Genomic DNA, 16,213 nt, shown 5'->3' with positions numbered 1-16,213 from the left:
TCAAAATTAGTGGAATGGTACCCGCGGCCAGACTTGAACTGGCAAGGGCTTGCGCCCCACGGATTTTAAGTCCGTTATGTCTACCATTCCATCACGCGGGCAGTTTAATGGTATACTAGAAAGCTCCCCAGAATTGTTTTCCATTTTTCAAGCATTCGGGTGTTATGTAACGTATATGTTACTTCCGCACGCCTACTACTCAAAATAAATTTAATTCCTGAGGACAAAAAAGTATATATCAACCTTGAGCTATATGAAATCCAGACCGGACACTAATCAAAATTACTAAAAAAAGCAAGTCTTTTTATGCATTTTTTGATAAATTATTTCGGTTCAGTAGACTTCCTGCATAAATCGAAAAAGCACTCGGGGTTTTTAGAAAAAACGAAGCCTCGCCGCACTGTGTACTCAAATGTGCATGAGGAGCAGAGGAAAGTTTTGACCACAAAATCACCAACTAGATCAACTTATGCAGGAAGCCCATTGTATCTTTTATGATACTTTGCTAGGACGACGACGAGACTCATAAGGTTTTTTATCGCCATCACGATTATTTTTATAAGAAAAGTAACCTCTTTTTTCTGCTCCTACCTTATTACTATTAAATACCCTTTTACGATTTTTATCTCCCATCATATCTTTTCTTAAGGTTGTTTCTCCTTGATTTATGAGGCGATCAATCGCTTTCCATCTAATACTATCTTCAGGAGAAATGAAGGACAAGGCAGCCCCTGTTGCCCCTGCTCTACCTGTTCTCCCTATACGATGCAAGTAATCTTCTGGACACATAGGTAAATCATAATTGATCACATGCTGGGTATGAGGAATATCTAAGCCCCGGGAGGCGACATCGGTTGCTACCATAATTCTATGTCTAGAAGCACGAAATGATGAAATAACCCGTTCGCGCCTGCCTTGCGATAAATCTCCATGGATCGCTTCAGCTTTATGATCTTCAATTTTCAGCATTTTTGCAAGCTGTTCAGCACCACGTTTAGTTTTAACAAAGATAATTATAGAGCCACTTCTTGCATTTAATTGTTTTATTAGCTCAGCAAATTTTTCTTTATCGGTAAGACGTAAAGTTTCTTGCGTAATTTGAGAGGCCGCTTTAGTAGTGGAGCCAATAGTAATACGTTTAGGGTTAACTACATACTTTTTAGATAATTCAATAATATGTTTTGGCATAGTTGCAGAAAACATTAAAACCTGCCTTTTTGTCGCTATATATTTATTAATTTCTTCTAATTGTTCTTTCATACCCATGTCAAGCATTCTATCCATTTCATCAAGCACTACAAGCCCAGTAGTATCTAATTTTAAAGTACCACGTAGCAAATGATCGATAATACGACCAGGCGTCCCAATTACTACCTTAGGATTCGCTCTTAATTGCGCAAATTGTTTATACATTGGTTGCCCTCCTATTAAAACTGCAGTAGGGAGCTTAATTTTAGCAGTTACTTTAGCAAGGGTATCCTGCACTTGAGTAGCTAATTCTCTAGTGGGCACAAGCACTAGTGACATAGTTTTAGTGTTAAGATAGGAAGTAACTATAGGCAATAAATAGGCAAGGGTTTTGCCAGAGCCGGTTTGGCTAGATGCCAAAATATCTTCACCTTGCATAGCAATTGGTATTGCCTCTTTTTGAATTTCAGTTGGGGAGGTTATCTTCATTTTCTCTAACGAGAATATTATTTCTTCTGGTAAATTAAAACTTTTCATTATAAATCCAATATTTTTATCTTTAATTAAAAACAAATTTCTATAGCATACTCAATGGATTTCAAGAGCCCTCATTTTATTATAAGTGGTGAGCGCGCACAGCGTACATGTCAGTACGTGAGCACACAAATCCCTGGTAAAATGAAAAAACAACTCTTTACAAGACGAAGAGTATAAATTCTATTAGGTTTTTCTGCCTAATTACCCGCATTAGTACAATTTGGCATAAAGACCTAATTTCTTATATCCTAATTTCTCCTATGCGTAACATGTTTCTAATATACTTCAAAATAAGGATCAATATAGTTTAGAGACAATTCACATTACTATCATTATTCTTCATAAAGGGAATTGTATTTGAAAATATCAGACGCTTAGCATATACACATATTGCATATCCATTTATCTGTTATTTGCAAAAGCCAATTCGCATCAGTAATCCGAGTATATAGTAACTGGCCGTTTAAAAGATTGCTAAAGAAGGAAGTGGTATAAGTTATATTTAATAAATGCGCTTATAAAAAAACAAAGTTTTTATACGTTCCTTAAGACTAGCCTCTCTGTGTTTCTAAATAATGAATATAACCTCAAATAAAACAAATGATAGCTACATTTATAGTAAAACACTGAGCCATAAAGATAACACACGGGGCATAAGAAAGATGATACTACCCAAAATTCACTAGTTTGATAACCACTCATAAATTTTGAGTAGTTGGTTGCAGTTTTAAAATAAATATTATTTTATTTGTTGCAGGTTAACAGCCGAGATTTTTCCCTTGCTTTCTTCGAGGTCAAAACCAACACGCTGTCCTTCATTTAAGGTAGAGATCCCAGCACGTTCTAAAGCTGTTACATGGACGAAAATATCATTTCCTCCATCATCTGGCTCAATAAAACCAAAACCTTTGGTTGGATTATACCATTTAACCTTACCTACTTTAGTAGTCATAAAAACCTTTTAGTATAGAGTTTACTTATCTGAACTTAACTTGAAACTCTTCGTAGAAATTAAACCAGATAATTAATATTTACAAGGCTTTCACTACTATTAAAGAGTTAATTATTAAACTCAAGTGCCATGCTAAACTTTTTCTGAGTAATTGTCAACAAAAGATAAGAGGACTACTTATAGATTTTATCTTTTTATTTAAAATTTTGATATTTTAATGCTATTTAAATAAAAAATTGTTGTATGCGCAAATATTTTATAGAATTAGATTTAAAAATAAAGGATGAAAATTAGACTTCCTGCATAAGTGGAAAATAGTTAAGGGATTTTTAGGAAAAACGAAGCTGAGCACCACAAAAGGTATAAATTATTTTATCATTTAGGATAGAGTTTAAGACAAAAAATTACTGCAAAATATATTACTATTCCACATAATATAGTGACTGCTAACATAAAGGTTTTGACCCATAATAAGTGAGAGAAATAATAGGAAAAGCAATAATGTTTAATGACTAAAATTACTATCATCATCATCATACAAGCGAGTAAGGTTTTTACTGTAAAAAAACAGAGGGCTAAATCAAGAGAAAAATGTCTATATTGCTTAGTATATATATATAATAGATATACGTTATACCAAGCAGCTATAGATGAACCAAGGGCGATGCCAATATGACCGAATGGTATCATTAATATAACATTTAATATAGTGTTAAGCGACAAAGAATATACAGTAACTTTTAGAGGGGTTTTAGTATCCTGATTAGCATAAAAAATAGGCATTAAAATTTTGGTAAATATAAAGGCCGGTAAACCTAAAGCAAAAACAGAAATAGCCTCCGCTGTTTTAACTGTATCTTCGTAGATAAAGGCCCCTCTCTCATATATTATATGAATAATTGGTTGCGATAGTACTATGATACCGCAGCTAGCCGGCAAAGATAGTAACAGGCCTATTTTAATAGCATTGTTTTGAATCTTGGTTATTCTTACTAAATTATTTTGACGGTAGGATTGAGATAATTCTGGTAATAATATCGTACTAAAAGTTACCCCGATTATCGACAAAGGAAATTGATATATTCTATCTGCATAAGTTAAGATTGAGATAGCTCCTTCGATAAAGCTAGCTATTGATTGCGATATAAATATGTTCAGCTGCTGCACTCCTGAACTAATAGTTGCGGGGCCCATATTGAATAAAAATTTTTTCACATCTTGATCAAAAGGAGCAAATATTAATGGAAAAGATAACCCTCCCTTAATAATACAACAAAACATAAATATCACTTGCAATATGCCCGCCCCTAATAACGATATACATACCGATATCGGGGCTTCTACTTGTTGTTGCAATAATACTGTAATCACTATAACAGAAACGCTTAAAATAATTGGTGAGAAGGCAAAAGCTGCAAACCTTCTAAGTGAATTTAAAACCCCTCCTAATAAAGCAGTAATGGAGATAAAAATTAGATAAGGAACAGTAATGCGACACAAAGTGACTGTTAAGTTAAATTTTTCTACATCTTCATAAAAACCCGGCGCCATAATAAACATTAATGAAGGCATAAACACTTGCATTAATATTACTATTATTATTAAGGTAATTAGTAAGATAGTAAAAATTGCCCCAGTAAAATAGCGTGCTGCTACAGGAGATTCTAAAAGCTTGGCATTGAAGATAGGAACAAACACCACCGATAAAGCGCCTTCCCCAAAAATTCGCCTAAATAAATTAGGAAATTTAAAAGCTACATTCACACTATCGGCTATACTGCCAGCTCCAAATAATGACGCAATAAATAATTCCCTAGCAAGGCCAAATATTCGGGAAACTAGCGTAAAAAACGCAACTATAAGACTTGATCGCAACAATGCCACAAAAAATTTTGTCTCCCTATAAAACCTAAGAGTATATACATAATATTCCTCTTCCGATGATTTTGCTGCTAGACGCGATGATAGATCCTATAGATAATACTATTTGAGCAACGACGCATGCAAATTTATATCAGAGGAATATATCATTTATCATGTAAAACATCTATAACATCTTGTGCTATTACTCCTTCTTCATTAGTAGGAATAATGAATATTTTAACTTTACTATCTTCTCTACTAATACAATACTGATTTTCTTGATTTTTTCTCTCATCTATGGTAATTCCAAGCCACTCTAATCCTGTAATAATTAGATGGCGAATTATCGCTGAATTTTCTCCAATCCCCGCGGTAAAAACTAAACTATCTAAACCTTGAAGTGCGGCACACAAGCGCCCAATTTCTAACTGTATTCTATAAATAAAAAGTTCGATCGCAAATTTTGCCTCAGGGTCGTTAATTGATAATAAGGTCCTTATATCGGCACTTTCACCAGAGACCCCAAATAATCCTGATTGGCGATATAATAATGTTTCTATTTGCTTAGGAGACATTTTTTTATTATCTAAAAGATATAATATTACCCCAGGATCGATAGAACCACAACGAGTCCCCATCATTAAACCTTCTATGACACTAAAACCCATACTAGTAGCTATACTTCTGCCCTCGTAGATAGCACACATACTAGCACCATTACCTAGATGACCTATTATAGTGCGTTTGGGCAATTCGTGCCCTATCAGCTTTCTAAAGTTTTGAGTAATCCATTGGTAAGATAACCCATGAAATCCATACCGATATACTCCCTCCTCATAAAACTCTTTAGGTAAGGCAAAGGACTTAGCTAAACGAGACTGTGAAGTATGGAAAGCCGTATCAAAACAAACAATATGATTTTGTTGGTTATATTTCTCTTGAAATAGGTTTAATGCTTGCAGATTATATGGCAGATGAAGGGGATCTAATGGTATTAGGCTTATTAGCTGCTCAATCACTTGCTGGTCTACTAGGATGGGCTTAGTAAAAACTCTTCCCCCATGAACAATACGGTGCCCAATAGCAAGTAAATTTAAATCTCCTTTTATTCCTTCCCACCAACTCTCAAAGCTATTAATCATCAAACTCATTATATCATCTTCTACAGGCTTGGTATCCACTTGATATGAGTTTTTGCCATTATTTACATGAAATAATAATTTATTATCTAAAACTTCTAATAAAATTCTATAAAGACAATCTCTAATTTCTTTACCATGAATAGTAAATATAGCAATTTTTAAGGTCGATGATCCCGCATTAACTGTTAATACTACTTCTTGCATAATGCCTTACTATGGTTTCAATATTTTAGTTTTAACATTATAAAGAAAAGAAGCAAGAACACAAGAAATCACTCGCATATCCATAGGATCTGCACGACTAGTTAAGATCACGGGGACACGCGCTCCAAGTACTATACCTGCCATAAGCGCATTTCCTAAATATTTTAACTGCTTAGCTAGCATATTACCTGACTCTAAATCTGGGGCCATTAAGATATCTGCATTACCTGAAACTTTTGACTTAATACCTTTTGCTTCAGCCGCATATAAGGATATGGCATTATCAAAAGCAAGAGGACCATCAACTATAGCATTCTTAATTTGACCTCTATCGGCCATTTTAGATAAAGCAGCCGCATCTAAAGTAGCTGGAATAGTTGAAGTAACTGTTTCAACAGCTGACAACACCGCAACTTTAATTTCTTCTTCATGCATAGCTAAGGCTTGCATTAAATCAACAGCATTTTGGATTATATCTTTCTTTTCTTCTAAGCTCGGACGAATATTAATCGCCGCATCAGTAATAATAAATGGCTTATAAAAGGTGGCTACTGACATTAGAAAAGCATGACTCATACGCCTTTCGGTCCGTAATTCTCTTACTACTACAGACATTAATTCATCAGTATGTAACGCGCCTTTCATTAAAGAGTACACTTCCCCTTGACTTGCCAGCTCCACGGCTTTTGCTGCTGCCTCATGACTATGCGCTACGTCAATAAGTTGATAGTTATCTAAACTCACCTCACACTCTTGGGCGATAGTTTCAATTTTCTGCTTCGGACCTACTAAAATCGGGGTAATAACTTCCAGCTGCGCTGCTCTAATAGCTCCCAGCAACGATTCTTTATCTGTTGGATGCACTACCGCTGTTTTTATAGGTTTAAATTGCTTGGATTTTTCTAGTAATTTTATAAAATTCTTAGAAGCTTTTTTAAATTCAGGAGTATTGTGTTGGTGATTTATTAATTGAGAGTTAGCCAATTTTTTAGATATCATATTATCTAAAAATATTTCATTGGTAGGTTCTTCCTGCATCATTTCCTCTCTTGATATGGTTAGCTTCTAATCGGTGCCCGGTTAATTATTACTGTGTCCTCACTTCATGCATCTTTCTTAACATACCTTTACTATTATATCTTATACCAATGACACCATCTAGCACTAATAGTTAAATAATATTATTATTATTTTTAAATATAATTTTAATAATAATATTATCACGTCAGTTTTAGAGTCTGTAAAGGAACCTAGAGCAAATCACTACCCTCTCCTACCATTGGAACTGGTAACTCTGCGTGATCATTCGTCTCATCTACAAACATACCGGCTCCCTCTCCATAATTTTCGCGTTCCTCTTGTAGATTATTGTTGAGGGCTGGGAAGACAGCTATAAGATGTGGCAGCATTGCTTTTCGATCCAGCTTATCATCATTGTGCTCTATTGTAATCCCCTCATCCTCTACATTCTCTAGCACAAGTGTAGCACTCTCCTCTACTTGCTTTTTGTTTATAACTTTTTGCTTTTTCTGTACACTACTATATGGCTTTTGCTTGATTGGCTTACTATAAGGGCTATGATATAATTTTTTATCTTTTGTCTTTTTACTGGGATCCTCGATATGTGTAATATTGTTCTCTGGATCACGATTAGCGGTTTTTTTATTGTGTTCGCGCTTTCTGTACATATAATATCCGCACCCCGCCAGTAGGGCCCCCACCCCTACCCCTAGTATAGAAAATATACTAAAAAGCATATTACGGGATATATCCCCAGGGTCAGCTGATGGTGTTGACACTGCAGCATTATTCTGTGCAGCAAAAGTTGTATCAGAAGCTAAAGAATTAGGTAGGGTGCGGTAAGTGGGATTATTAAAAATATTGGGGATATCAGCAACAGCTTCAGTATCAGGTGATCTAGTACTGGGTACCGTAGGAGAGGTCTGCTGGTGGCCTTTGCTTTGCGTACATCTGATGTTTTCTAAATACTTCACCTGCTCAGGGCTTATACCATTTGCTATCACATTATCATGTTGATCATTGACCCACACAGTAACCCCCGGATCACAGTGGATTTTCTGTTTGCTCTGCCCTTGTTTTTGTAAGGTAACTATAATCTTTTCATTATTATTTAAAGGTGGATAATAGGAAACTCGGCAATTTTCTACATTATTATCGCAGGTTATTGTTATAGAATTAGGAGCAGAAACTTTAGAGGTAGTGAGTTTAGTAGGAGAGGTAGTTGTAGTAATAAGTTGAGGGATCACTGGATTTGTTGTTATCTTAGCATAATTAGTGGGTGAGGGAATAGGAGGAATAACTTGCTCATTTCCTAGAGAATATTTAGGGCCTTTAACAATATTATGGAAGTTAATATCAACTTGACAACCATTTGTTAAATACTCATTAAATTCTTGTGTATTATAACGTTCTCGCAAAGGGGTTAAACACTTTTCATCTACTAGAGTTAGGCATTTTTTCTTATCTTCGTCACAATGTAGTTGAGCAGGCTCATTCTGCTTCATACAGTTACTATATTTATCATTGCAAGTGGTATCATTAACGATCTTAGAACTGTTAGCACATTGTATATAATCACTATAGCATTCTGAATATGAAGATATTATCTTCCGGTCACAGCTATGGTAAGCTACCTCACATAATGAACGTTGAGGTTTGTAAGACGAACATTGATTGGTCCCGCGCTGCTGTACATAATGTACGTTCATTCTCTTTATGCTGGTGACAACTGCTACGAGCATCTGTACATGGTTGGGTTAGATTACTATAACATTCAGATCTAGCATTATAACAGCCTTCTTTAAAAGGCTGATTCATATCACGACATTTGTCACGATTAACGTCACAATTATTATACTCTGCGCGGCTATTACTCACGCATATTATATGATCTCTTATTAACCCTGGGTGAGTAGCCTCAAAATAGCCTACATAAGCAGGACCTAGAGTATATACGCTCTCATTAGAGCGTAAAATATCATCAAAACTACCCATATTATTTGTATGATATCGCTGTGTAGCTTTACAGTAACGCCATGTTCGACTTTTTTTTAAGATTGACAAAAGAATAGGATAGCCTAATAAGGTCATAGTTCAATTATCGAGAAAGAAGCTATGACCCTAGAAGAGTTTATCATTACTGTGTATTGTTTCATAGAAGAAAAAATGACTATAATAACCAAAAATATCAAAGTAAGGAAAGCAGGATTTCCACCTTGCTTAAGTGACGTGGAAGCATTAACAATGGAAGTGGTGGGAGAATTTATCGGTTTGCACCAAGACAAGCAGATATGGGAATATTTTAAACGTCATTTTCAAGAATGGTTTCCCAATCTAAAGAGTAGACCGTCTTATGTGAAGCAATGTAGCGGTCTTTTATCTATTAAGAACATGCTGCTTGCCGACTTGTTTAAGAGTGCAAGCAAATCAGATCTGCATATGATAGATGGGGTACCGATTCCTGTAATAAATTTGGCCCGAGCAACGAGAGGGCGATGTTTTAAGGAATACGCTGACTATGGGTACTGCGCTTCGAAAGATAGCTATTATTACGGTTTTCTAGGACACGTATTAATTAATGAAGAAGGTCGAATAGCTGGATTCATGATAACTCCTGCTAATGGGTCTGAACGTGAAGCTCTGCAAGTAATGTCTCCTAATATTAGTGGCATGGTACTGGGCGATAAAGGCTATCTTGGTCAGGATTTAAAAGATGAGTTGGCCACCAAAAACATTGATTTACAAACACCTTTAAAAAAGAATATGAAGGATAATAGATCCAAGAATTTCCTTAAATGGATTACTGCTACTCGTCGTTTAATTGAAACTGTTATTGGTCAGCTTACAGAACGTTTTGCTATTAATGCTATCAGAGTTAAGAGTTACTGGCATCTACAATCTCGCATCGCTAGAAAATTACTTGCTCATACTATTGCTACATTTTTGACAAAGTCTTTAAAACTTGTGCCAACACAACTCGAAAAATTAGTTACCTGCTAAAAAAAAGTCGAACATGGCGTTACAGTAAGAATCTGGTATCAATCCTTTGTTATCAGATACTGCAATATATTGGGGCAGCTCTTCAAAGAGCCTACTCCAACCTCCACGGCCATGCGGGCTATATTGATTATGGAAAGCATGCACAAGCTCATGCTGAATAACTTTTGGATGATTTTGGTATCCTTCTCTAATCCTTATTTCACAGGTTATAATATTATTACCTTTATTACCTGTAGATCTATGATCCCCTGCTGTAGCGTTACTATTCCATTGCTCGGTATCGAGACCTTTTCTCACTATACATTCTTGCTTGACAGTAGGTAAGTATGGGTGCATTAGTTGAAACATTTTGTTACTAGCTGCACCAAGACAATCTTGAATTATTGCATGGTCAAGACCGGCACAAGAAGTGGCAGTAAAATGAAAAGGGTGAGTTATAACGGCACATGGTTCCTGCACTTTATTATGTTCATTATGATATGCCCCAGCACTGATTTTGTTGGCTTGCATAGAATTAGCCGTAGCTATGGCCGGCAATACTAAATTACTATTACATAAAATACATATTATGCCAAAAGCATATTTTACTGATTTAATCTCTATAGATTGGTTAAGCTGTATTTCATTGTCACGTTGTTCCAAGGACTCTGCAGTCTTTTTGTTGTCATACCGAGAGTTTTGCTTTTGAATTGCTTTAGATTGTTTAAGCGATGTATAAGATCTAAAAGATGGATTATGATATCTATGGCTCTGACTATAGTTACGTGGCATAATTTAATAAGTTTATTAGGTTCTGTGAAGGTTTCTATCTAATGGTCGATTTCGTCGTGATGTTCGTTCTCGAATCCTCACATATACTGCCAACAGCTGAAGTGGATATAAAACAAACCGCATTATATAAAGTTTCATAAAGTTATCAATTAATTTTTAGTTAAAAAATTAATTGATTATTAACTTCTAAAATTAAACATTAATTAGGGAAGCTTGCAATAACCGGCAAAGATGATTTTCAACACTTCAGAAATGAAAATTAAGACAAGTGGAGATAGGAATGTTGTAGATTTGGATAGTCAATTAAGGTGAATTAGGGAGTAGACGCGATGGTAGAGCCTAGAACTATTAGGTGAGCAGCGAGCAGGCGTCCCGGGTTTATATCAGGTTCTGTGAAGGTTCTATACTTCTCTGATATGAATTTGCATGCGTCGTTGTCAAATAGCTCCCCTATTATCTATAGGCTCTACCATCGCGCCTAGCAGCAAAATCATCGGAAGAGGAGTATACTGCTTGTACTTCAAGAATTGGATTGTATTTTAAATGGCGAGCGCGCGCAGCGTACATGCTAGTATAGTATAGTCCATTAAGGTGTGTATAGGGTATTTATCTTCAAGTATGCATGACTACTATGCTTCCCGCGTACTCTCGTGTATGTATCATAGTAACCTAAGCTATACGTGAGCACGTGAGTCCATGATCAAATAAAAAAAACAATTTTTGAAAGACGAGTAGTATATATACGAACTTGACCAAGACGCCTACTTTATAAGAAAGCTTGCACTCCTATTCCAATATATTTTATTTTATTTTTATAAAATTGCCCATGCATAGATTTACCTGAATAATATTCTAGCATAAATTGCACTTTATTACTGATAAGAGCAGAATTCTCTAGCTGCACTCCTGCTTTACAAGATATCCCAGGGGTCCAGGAACTAAGGGCTTCCGCTTTGATATCGACACCTATTAGGGGGCGGAGCTGACCATTCATAAAAGTAGATTGAGAATAATATTCTGCTCCTACTTGAACCTTGCCCCGTTTTATATAGCCGGGATCTTTATGGATAATATACCCTCCTCCCCCGTATATACGGAATATATCAAAATTATATGATATTAAAGCATCTATCCCTTCATAACTCAGGTTAATACGCTCAGTCTTCTTACCATCCTTAGTTAACATAAATTCATCTCCCAAATGAGAGCTTTGATGATATAGCCGAGTCAGCCCAGACCAGGGACCTTTACTATAGGTCAGAGGGACAGCGATATAATAATCAGCATTAATCAACGCAGTAGGATTAGTGCCAATATCTAACAGCCCAAATAGTCCCGCTTGTATGCCTACTTCCCATTCCTTATTCGTTACTTGATTGACCACCTTATATAAAGGAAAACTGGCTCCAAAGTTAGGGGCAAATGCATGTTTTAGTAATTCAGCTTTGATACAATATTGATAAGCTAAAGTAAAGCGCGGCCATTTTGGGTCGGCAATTAAAGGCTGAAACAAACTATGAGTTGGCATGGCAATATCTCTTGTTTCTTGCGCCTCTACATTATCAGGATTGCTAAGATTTAATTTATTGTATTTATTACTGCTAGGAGCATTATATTCACGTAATTGGACGTCTTTTACTTCTTTAAGGGAAGCGGTAGCTTGTTTTACCTTCTCTAAAATCTGCCCGGGATTATTACCGTGTAACTTTTTTTTATCAATTATTATAACTCCTTCCCGCACTGTAACAGCGCTGCTGGGTAAACCATAACTATTAATAAAGATACTTTGTACATACCCTCGTAGGTATAAGTCAGACCTATTAGAGTCAGGGGTGGTAAATTTGAAGACTGTGTCTTTGGATATCGCGCTAGTTTGTTTACCATGGGCAGCGTTAAATTCATCTGAATTAAGGAGAGAAGAATAACAAAATAGAGGGGTATTGATGCTTAACAATAATACAATAAATATTAATTTCATGTTATTTATTTCTGTTTTATAGATTATAAAGATAATGGACTATATCAAATTACTTATATCTTGTCTGCAAGAACTTATTGCAACACAAAAGTTTATGCTGCAGGGATCAGCGGAGTTTTTATTATAAAATGCGAATTAATTGTTTGAGATATGGCGAGTGTACTAAAAATTTCCACTAAAGCTTTAGTAAGTTCCTCTATCATTGCGTCAGTATGATCTGGCGTTGGTATGATCCTCAGGCGTTCTGTACCTCGTGGCACAGTAGGAAAATTAATGTGTTGAACATAAATATTATATTTGTCTAATAACACTTTAGAAATATATTTAGCCTTTACAGGATCGCCAATAATTATTGGTATAATATGGCTGTCATTTTTAAAATATGGTACGTTAGCGTCATTAAAAGATTTCTTAACTTTTGCTATTACTTTTTGATACATTTCTCTTTCAATACTAGAATGTTTTAAATGAGCAATACTAGTAGTAGCCGCAGCAGCGATAACCGGCGGCAATGAGGTGGTAAATATAAAGCCGGGGGCGCTTAATCTAATGGAATCAATAATCTGCTGTTTTGCTGCTATATATCCTCCAATAGTACCGTAAGCTTTACCTAGAGTTCCTTGAATAATATCAATTTGATCAGCACAATTATAAAGTTCCGCAATACCAGCGCCACTTCGGCCATATAATCCCACTGTATGCACTTCATCAATAAAAGTAAGAGCATTATATTTTTTGGCTAAATCTATAATTTGTTTTACAGGAGAGAATAAGCCATCCATAGAGTAAGCAGATTCAAAAACAATAATTTTGGGCCTATTAATGTCAATTTGTTTTAATAACCCTTCCAAATGTTCAGTATCAAGATGATGATATATATATTTCTCAGCTTTTGAGTTACGAATCCCAGAAATAATAGAAGCATGATTGAGCTCATCTGAGAAAAAAACTATCTCTGGCATTATTTTAGCAAGAGTCGCCAGGGTCGTATCATTTGCCACATAACCAGAAGTAAACACTAATGCCATATCCTTTTGGTGTAAATCCGCTAGTTCTTTTTCTAACTGTATTATACAACTATTATTACCGCCAATATTTCTTGTTCCTCCTGACCCAATCCCATATTGAGAGATCGCGTCCAGAGCAGCATTAGTAACGCTGGGGTGTTTACTCATTCCCAGATAATCGTTAATACACCACATTACTATATTTTTATTATTGTACCAGGCTGAGGGGAAATTATCCGCTTGTCTTTGAACAGGCACAAACTCTCGATACCTTCCTTCTCTCTTGATTTCATCTATATGATTATTAAATATTTTATTATAATGAAACATCTTATTATTTTTTTTTAATTATTAATGCTAATGTTAAACCTACATAATAATTATACTTTGAGGTTTATTAGACTTCCTGCATAAGTTGATCTAGTTGGTGATTTTACTAGTTGGTGATTTTGTCCTCAAAACTTGCCTCCGCTCCTCAGCCTCATCCTTGTCCACAGCTCGGTTCAGCATCATTTTTCCTAAAAATCCCTTAACTATTTTCGACTTATGCAGGAAGTCTATTATTAATTATTTCCTTTCCAAGCCATACGCCTTACGTACGACCAAACAAACGTTCTATATCTTTAAGTTTGAGTTCGATGTAGGTTGGTCTCCCATGATTACACTGGCCAGAAAAGGGGGTGTCTTCCATTTGTCGTAATAATGCATTCATCTCGTCTGCAGATAATTTCCTACCAGCTCGGATCGAATAATGGCATGCATATGTTTCTGTAACATGTTCAATCAATTGAATCAAGGAAATATTTTCTCCAAGCTCAGATAAATTATCTGCTAAATCTTGAATTAATTGCTCTATATTAACACTTTCTAGCAAACTTGGGACTTCTGATACTATAATTGATCGATCACTAAATTTTTCTATACTTAAACCTAATGTAGATAAATCATCTTTGTGGTTATATAGCAAATTTGCTCTATTTTCATCAGGTAATTCTATTATTTCTGTAATTAATAACCGCTGTTTAATTAATCCGTTATTACTAATCATTTTTTTAATTTTTTCATACCCTAAACGTTCATGAGCAGCATGTTGATCTATAATAACAATACTATCATTGGTTTGTGAGATGATATAAGTACCGTGAAGTTGCGCTCTTGCTGCTCCAAGAGGATATATTGGTGCAGAATTAGCGCTGCTAAATTCACCTTGGCTACTTATATCTTGGCTATTTGTATCCTGACTACTTGTATTTTTGCTTATTAAATTATCAGTATTAAGAATATCTGCCTCTATCATCTCAACTTTAGCATGAGCCTCAACTTTAGCATGAGGTTGGGTTCTTACTAATTGTGGCTGAAAATTATTAGTGCTCAAAGCCTGGGCTTTATAATTACCCTGTATCTTATTATCCGAGAAGCTATTTGCTATAATTTCCTTGCGCGATTCAGGTTTATTATAAGGTGTGTTGAGCGTACTATAATTTTTAAAGAGCCCAAGGGTAGTAGCAGCAATATTCGTGGATACCATATGACTTTTAGTGGCTAAAGCGTCTTTGATTGCTCCTATTAGTAAACCACGGATAGTATTGGGATCATGAAACCTTACTTCTGTTTTGGCCGGGTGAACATTAACATCCACTAGCTGGGGGTCTATTTGGAGGAACAACACAGCAGCAGGATGCCTATCTTTCGCTAAATAATCTTGATAAGCTATTCTTAAAGCGACTTGTAATAGTTTATCTTTTACTGGCCTGTTATTAACAAATAGAAACTGATCACCAGTAGAAGCTCTGTTGAAAGTAGGAATACTAGTGAAACCATATATTAAAAGCCCCGGCCTTTGTAAGTTAATATTTGCCGCATTTTCTATAAAATCCGCCCCTAATAGTTCTATGACTCTTTGTTGCAAAATATTCTCACGATCTCCTTCTCGCCCTTTGACTTTTATCAGAGCTTTGCCATCATGTGTTAAGCTAAGAGAGATTGAAGGGTGCGCTAAGGCAATTTTCTTTACTATATCAATGCAGGCAGCTAGTTCTGACTTATCCGATCTTAAAAATTTTAACCGAGCCGGTGTAGTCCAAAATAAATCTCTTATTTCAATTGTAGTCCCTTCATTATGAATTGTCGGGTTAGTTTCTTTACCTTTACTACTGCTAATTTGTATTTGATAAGCTCTATCACTACCGCGAGCTTTGGAAGTAATTTGCATTTTACTAACTGCCCCTATGGAAGGCAATGCTTCACCTCGAAAACCAAAGCTGTTAATATTAAGTAAATCTGCCTCATCCAGCTTAGAAGTAGTATGACGTTCTATAGCAATTTTTAATTCTTCCTCTGACATACCTATGCCATTATCAGAAATGATAATCAGATTTTTACCAGCTTGCTCAAGCACTATATCTATTTTAGTACTTAAGGCATCTATCGCATTTTCTACCAATTCCTTGACTACAGAAGCTGGCTTTTCTATTACTTCACCTGCAGCTATACGATTTATTGTACTATCTGATAAAAATTTTATCTTAATTGACATAATATATTCATTTCC

At 35.5% G+C, this 16,213-nt stretch carries 12 protein-coding genes and 1 tRNA gene; 1 reads left to right on the top strand and 12 read right to left on the bottom strand.

Features of this window, described 5'->3' with window-relative positions:
* Positions 1-15: 15 nt before the first annotated feature.
* From AAGD44_RS06805 to AAGD44_RS06770, 8 genes are all read right to left on the bottom strand, one after another.
* Positions 16-101, bottom strand: a tRNA-Leu gene (locus tag AAGD44_RS06805).
* Positions 102-492: 391 nt separating this feature from the next.
* The gene (locus AAGD44_RS06800) at positions 493-1,725 is read right to left on the bottom strand and encodes a DEAD/DEAH box helicase (protein WP_341763926.1); all 1,233 of its coding nucleotides are present in this window, start codon (positions 1,723-1,725) and stop codon (positions 493-495) included.
* A gap of 739 nt (positions 1,726-2,464) precedes the next feature.
* Positions 2,465-2,677, bottom strand: a complete 213-nt coding sequence (locus AAGD44_RS06795; protein ID WP_341763925.1) for a cold-shock protein — start codon at positions 2,675-2,677, stop codon at positions 2,465-2,467.
* 375 nt (positions 2,678-3,052) lie between these two features.
* Positions 3,053-4,561, bottom strand: coding sequence for a murein biosynthesis integral membrane protein MurJ (gene murJ, locus AAGD44_RS06790; protein WP_341763924.1), 1,509 nt, complete (start codon positions 4,559-4,561; stop codon positions 3,053-3,055).
* Between the two features lie 143 nt (positions 4,562-4,704).
* Positions 4,705-5,886, bottom strand: coding sequence for an acetate/propionate family kinase (locus AAGD44_RS06785; protein WP_341763923.1), 1,182 nt, complete (start codon positions 5,884-5,886; stop codon positions 4,705-4,707).
* A gap of 9 nt (positions 5,887-5,895) precedes the next feature.
* Positions 5,896-6,927, bottom strand: a complete 1,032-nt coding sequence (locus AAGD44_RS06780) for a phosphate acetyltransferase (RefSeq protein ID WP_341763922.1) — start codon at positions 6,925-6,927, stop codon at positions 5,896-5,898.
* Positions 6,928-7,136: 209 nt separating this feature from the next.
* A complete protein-coding gene (locus AAGD44_RS06775) occupies positions 7,137-8,411 on the bottom strand; it encodes a hypothetical protein (protein ID WP_341763921.1) in 1,275 nt (424 codons plus the stop codon).
* 130 nt (positions 8,412-8,541) lie between these two features.
* Complete coding sequence (locus tag AAGD44_RS06770; RefSeq protein ID WP_341763920.1) at positions 8,542-8,997, bottom strand: hypothetical protein; 456 nt, start codon at positions 8,995-8,997, stop codon at positions 8,542-8,544.
* A 24-nt stretch (positions 8,998-9,021) separates the two neighbouring features.
* Between AAGD44_RS06770 and AAGD44_RS06765 the strand changes: the two genes are divergently transcribed.
* Positions 9,022-9,906 carry an IS982 family transposase gene (locus tag AAGD44_RS06765; protein WP_341763539.1) on the top strand — a complete coding sequence of 295 codons (885 nt, stop codon included), beginning with the start codon at positions 9,022-9,024 and terminating at the stop codon, positions 9,904-9,906.
* On the opposite strand, the gene AAGD44_RS06760 is transcribed toward AAGD44_RS06765, so the two are convergent.
* The 4 genes from AAGD44_RS06760 to mutL all read right to left on the bottom strand — a co-directional run bounded on the left by AAGD44_RS06760 (position 9,892) and on the right by mutL (position 16,192).
* Positions 9,892-10,677 carry a hypothetical protein gene (locus AAGD44_RS06760; protein WP_341763919.1) on the bottom strand — a complete coding sequence of 262 codons (786 nt, stop codon included), beginning with the start codon at positions 10,675-10,677 and terminating at the stop codon, positions 9,892-9,894. The genes AAGD44_RS06765 and AAGD44_RS06760 overlap by 15 nt on opposite strands.
* A 766-nt stretch (positions 10,678-11,443) precedes the next feature.
* A complete protein-coding gene (locus AAGD44_RS06755) occupies positions 11,444-12,655 on the bottom strand; it encodes a DUF1207 domain-containing protein (protein WP_341763918.1) in 1,212 nt (403 codons plus the stop codon).
* A 92-nt stretch (positions 12,656-12,747) separates the two neighbouring features.
* Complete coding sequence (gene hemA / locus AAGD44_RS06750) at positions 12,748-13,992, bottom strand: 5-aminolevulinate synthase (RefSeq protein ID WP_341763917.1); 1,245 nt, start codon at positions 13,990-13,992, stop codon at positions 12,748-12,750.
* A 262-nt stretch (positions 13,993-14,254) separates the two neighbouring features.
* Entirely contained in the window at positions 14,255-16,192 is a 1,938-nt protein-coding gene (mutL, locus tag AAGD44_RS06745) for a DNA mismatch repair endonuclease MutL (RefSeq protein ID WP_341764706.1), read from the bottom strand.
* Positions 16,193-16,213 lie beyond the last annotated feature (21 nt).

Origin of the sequence: Candidatus Tisiphia endosymbiont of Beris chalybata, from assembly GCF_964026555.1 — a bacterium.
Taxonomy (GTDB): Bacteria; Pseudomonadota; Alphaproteobacteria; order Rickettsiales; family Rickettsiaceae; genus Tisiphia.
The sequence above is the reverse complement of the archived record's forward strand: the minus strand, read 5'-3'. Positions and strand labels throughout refer to the sequence as shown.

Coding starts and splice junctions, on each gene's coding strand:
- AAGD44_RS06800 (WP_341763926.1), bottom strand. CDS start 1,725: ATGAAAAGTTTTAATTTACCAGAAGAAATAATATTCTCGTTAGAGAAA.
- AAGD44_RS06755 (WP_341763918.1), bottom strand. CDS start 12,655: ATGAAATTAATATTTATTGTATTATTGTTAAGCATCAATACCCCTCTA.
- AAGD44_RS06785 (WP_341763923.1), bottom strand. CDS start 5,886: ATGCAAGAAGTAGTATTAACAGTTAATGCGGGATCATCGACCTTAAAA.
- AAGD44_RS06770 (WP_341763920.1), bottom strand. CDS start 8,997: ATGACCTTATTAGGCTATCCTATTCTTTTGTCAATCTTAAAAAAAAGT.
- AAGD44_RS06760 (WP_341763919.1), bottom strand. CDS start 10,677: ATGCCACGTAACTATAGTCAGAGCCATAGATATCATAATCCATCTTTT.
- AAGD44_RS06780 (WP_341763922.1), bottom strand. CDS start 6,927: ATGATGCAGGAAGAACCTACCAATGAAATATTTTTAGATAATATGATA.
- AAGD44_RS06775 (WP_341763921.1), bottom strand. CDS start 8,411: ATGAAGCAGAATGAGCCTGCTCAACTACATTGTGACGAAGATAAGAAA.
- AAGD44_RS06795 (WP_341763925.1), bottom strand. CDS start 2,677: ATGACTACTAAAGTAGGTAAGGTTAAATGGTATAATCCAACCAAAGGT.
- hemA (WP_341763917.1), bottom strand. CDS start 13,992: ATGTTTCATTATAATAAAATATTTAATAATCATATAGATGAAATCAAG.
- AAGD44_RS06765 (WP_341763539.1), top strand. CDS start 9,022: ATGACCCTAGAAGAGTTTATCATTACTGTGTATTGTTTCATAGAAGAA.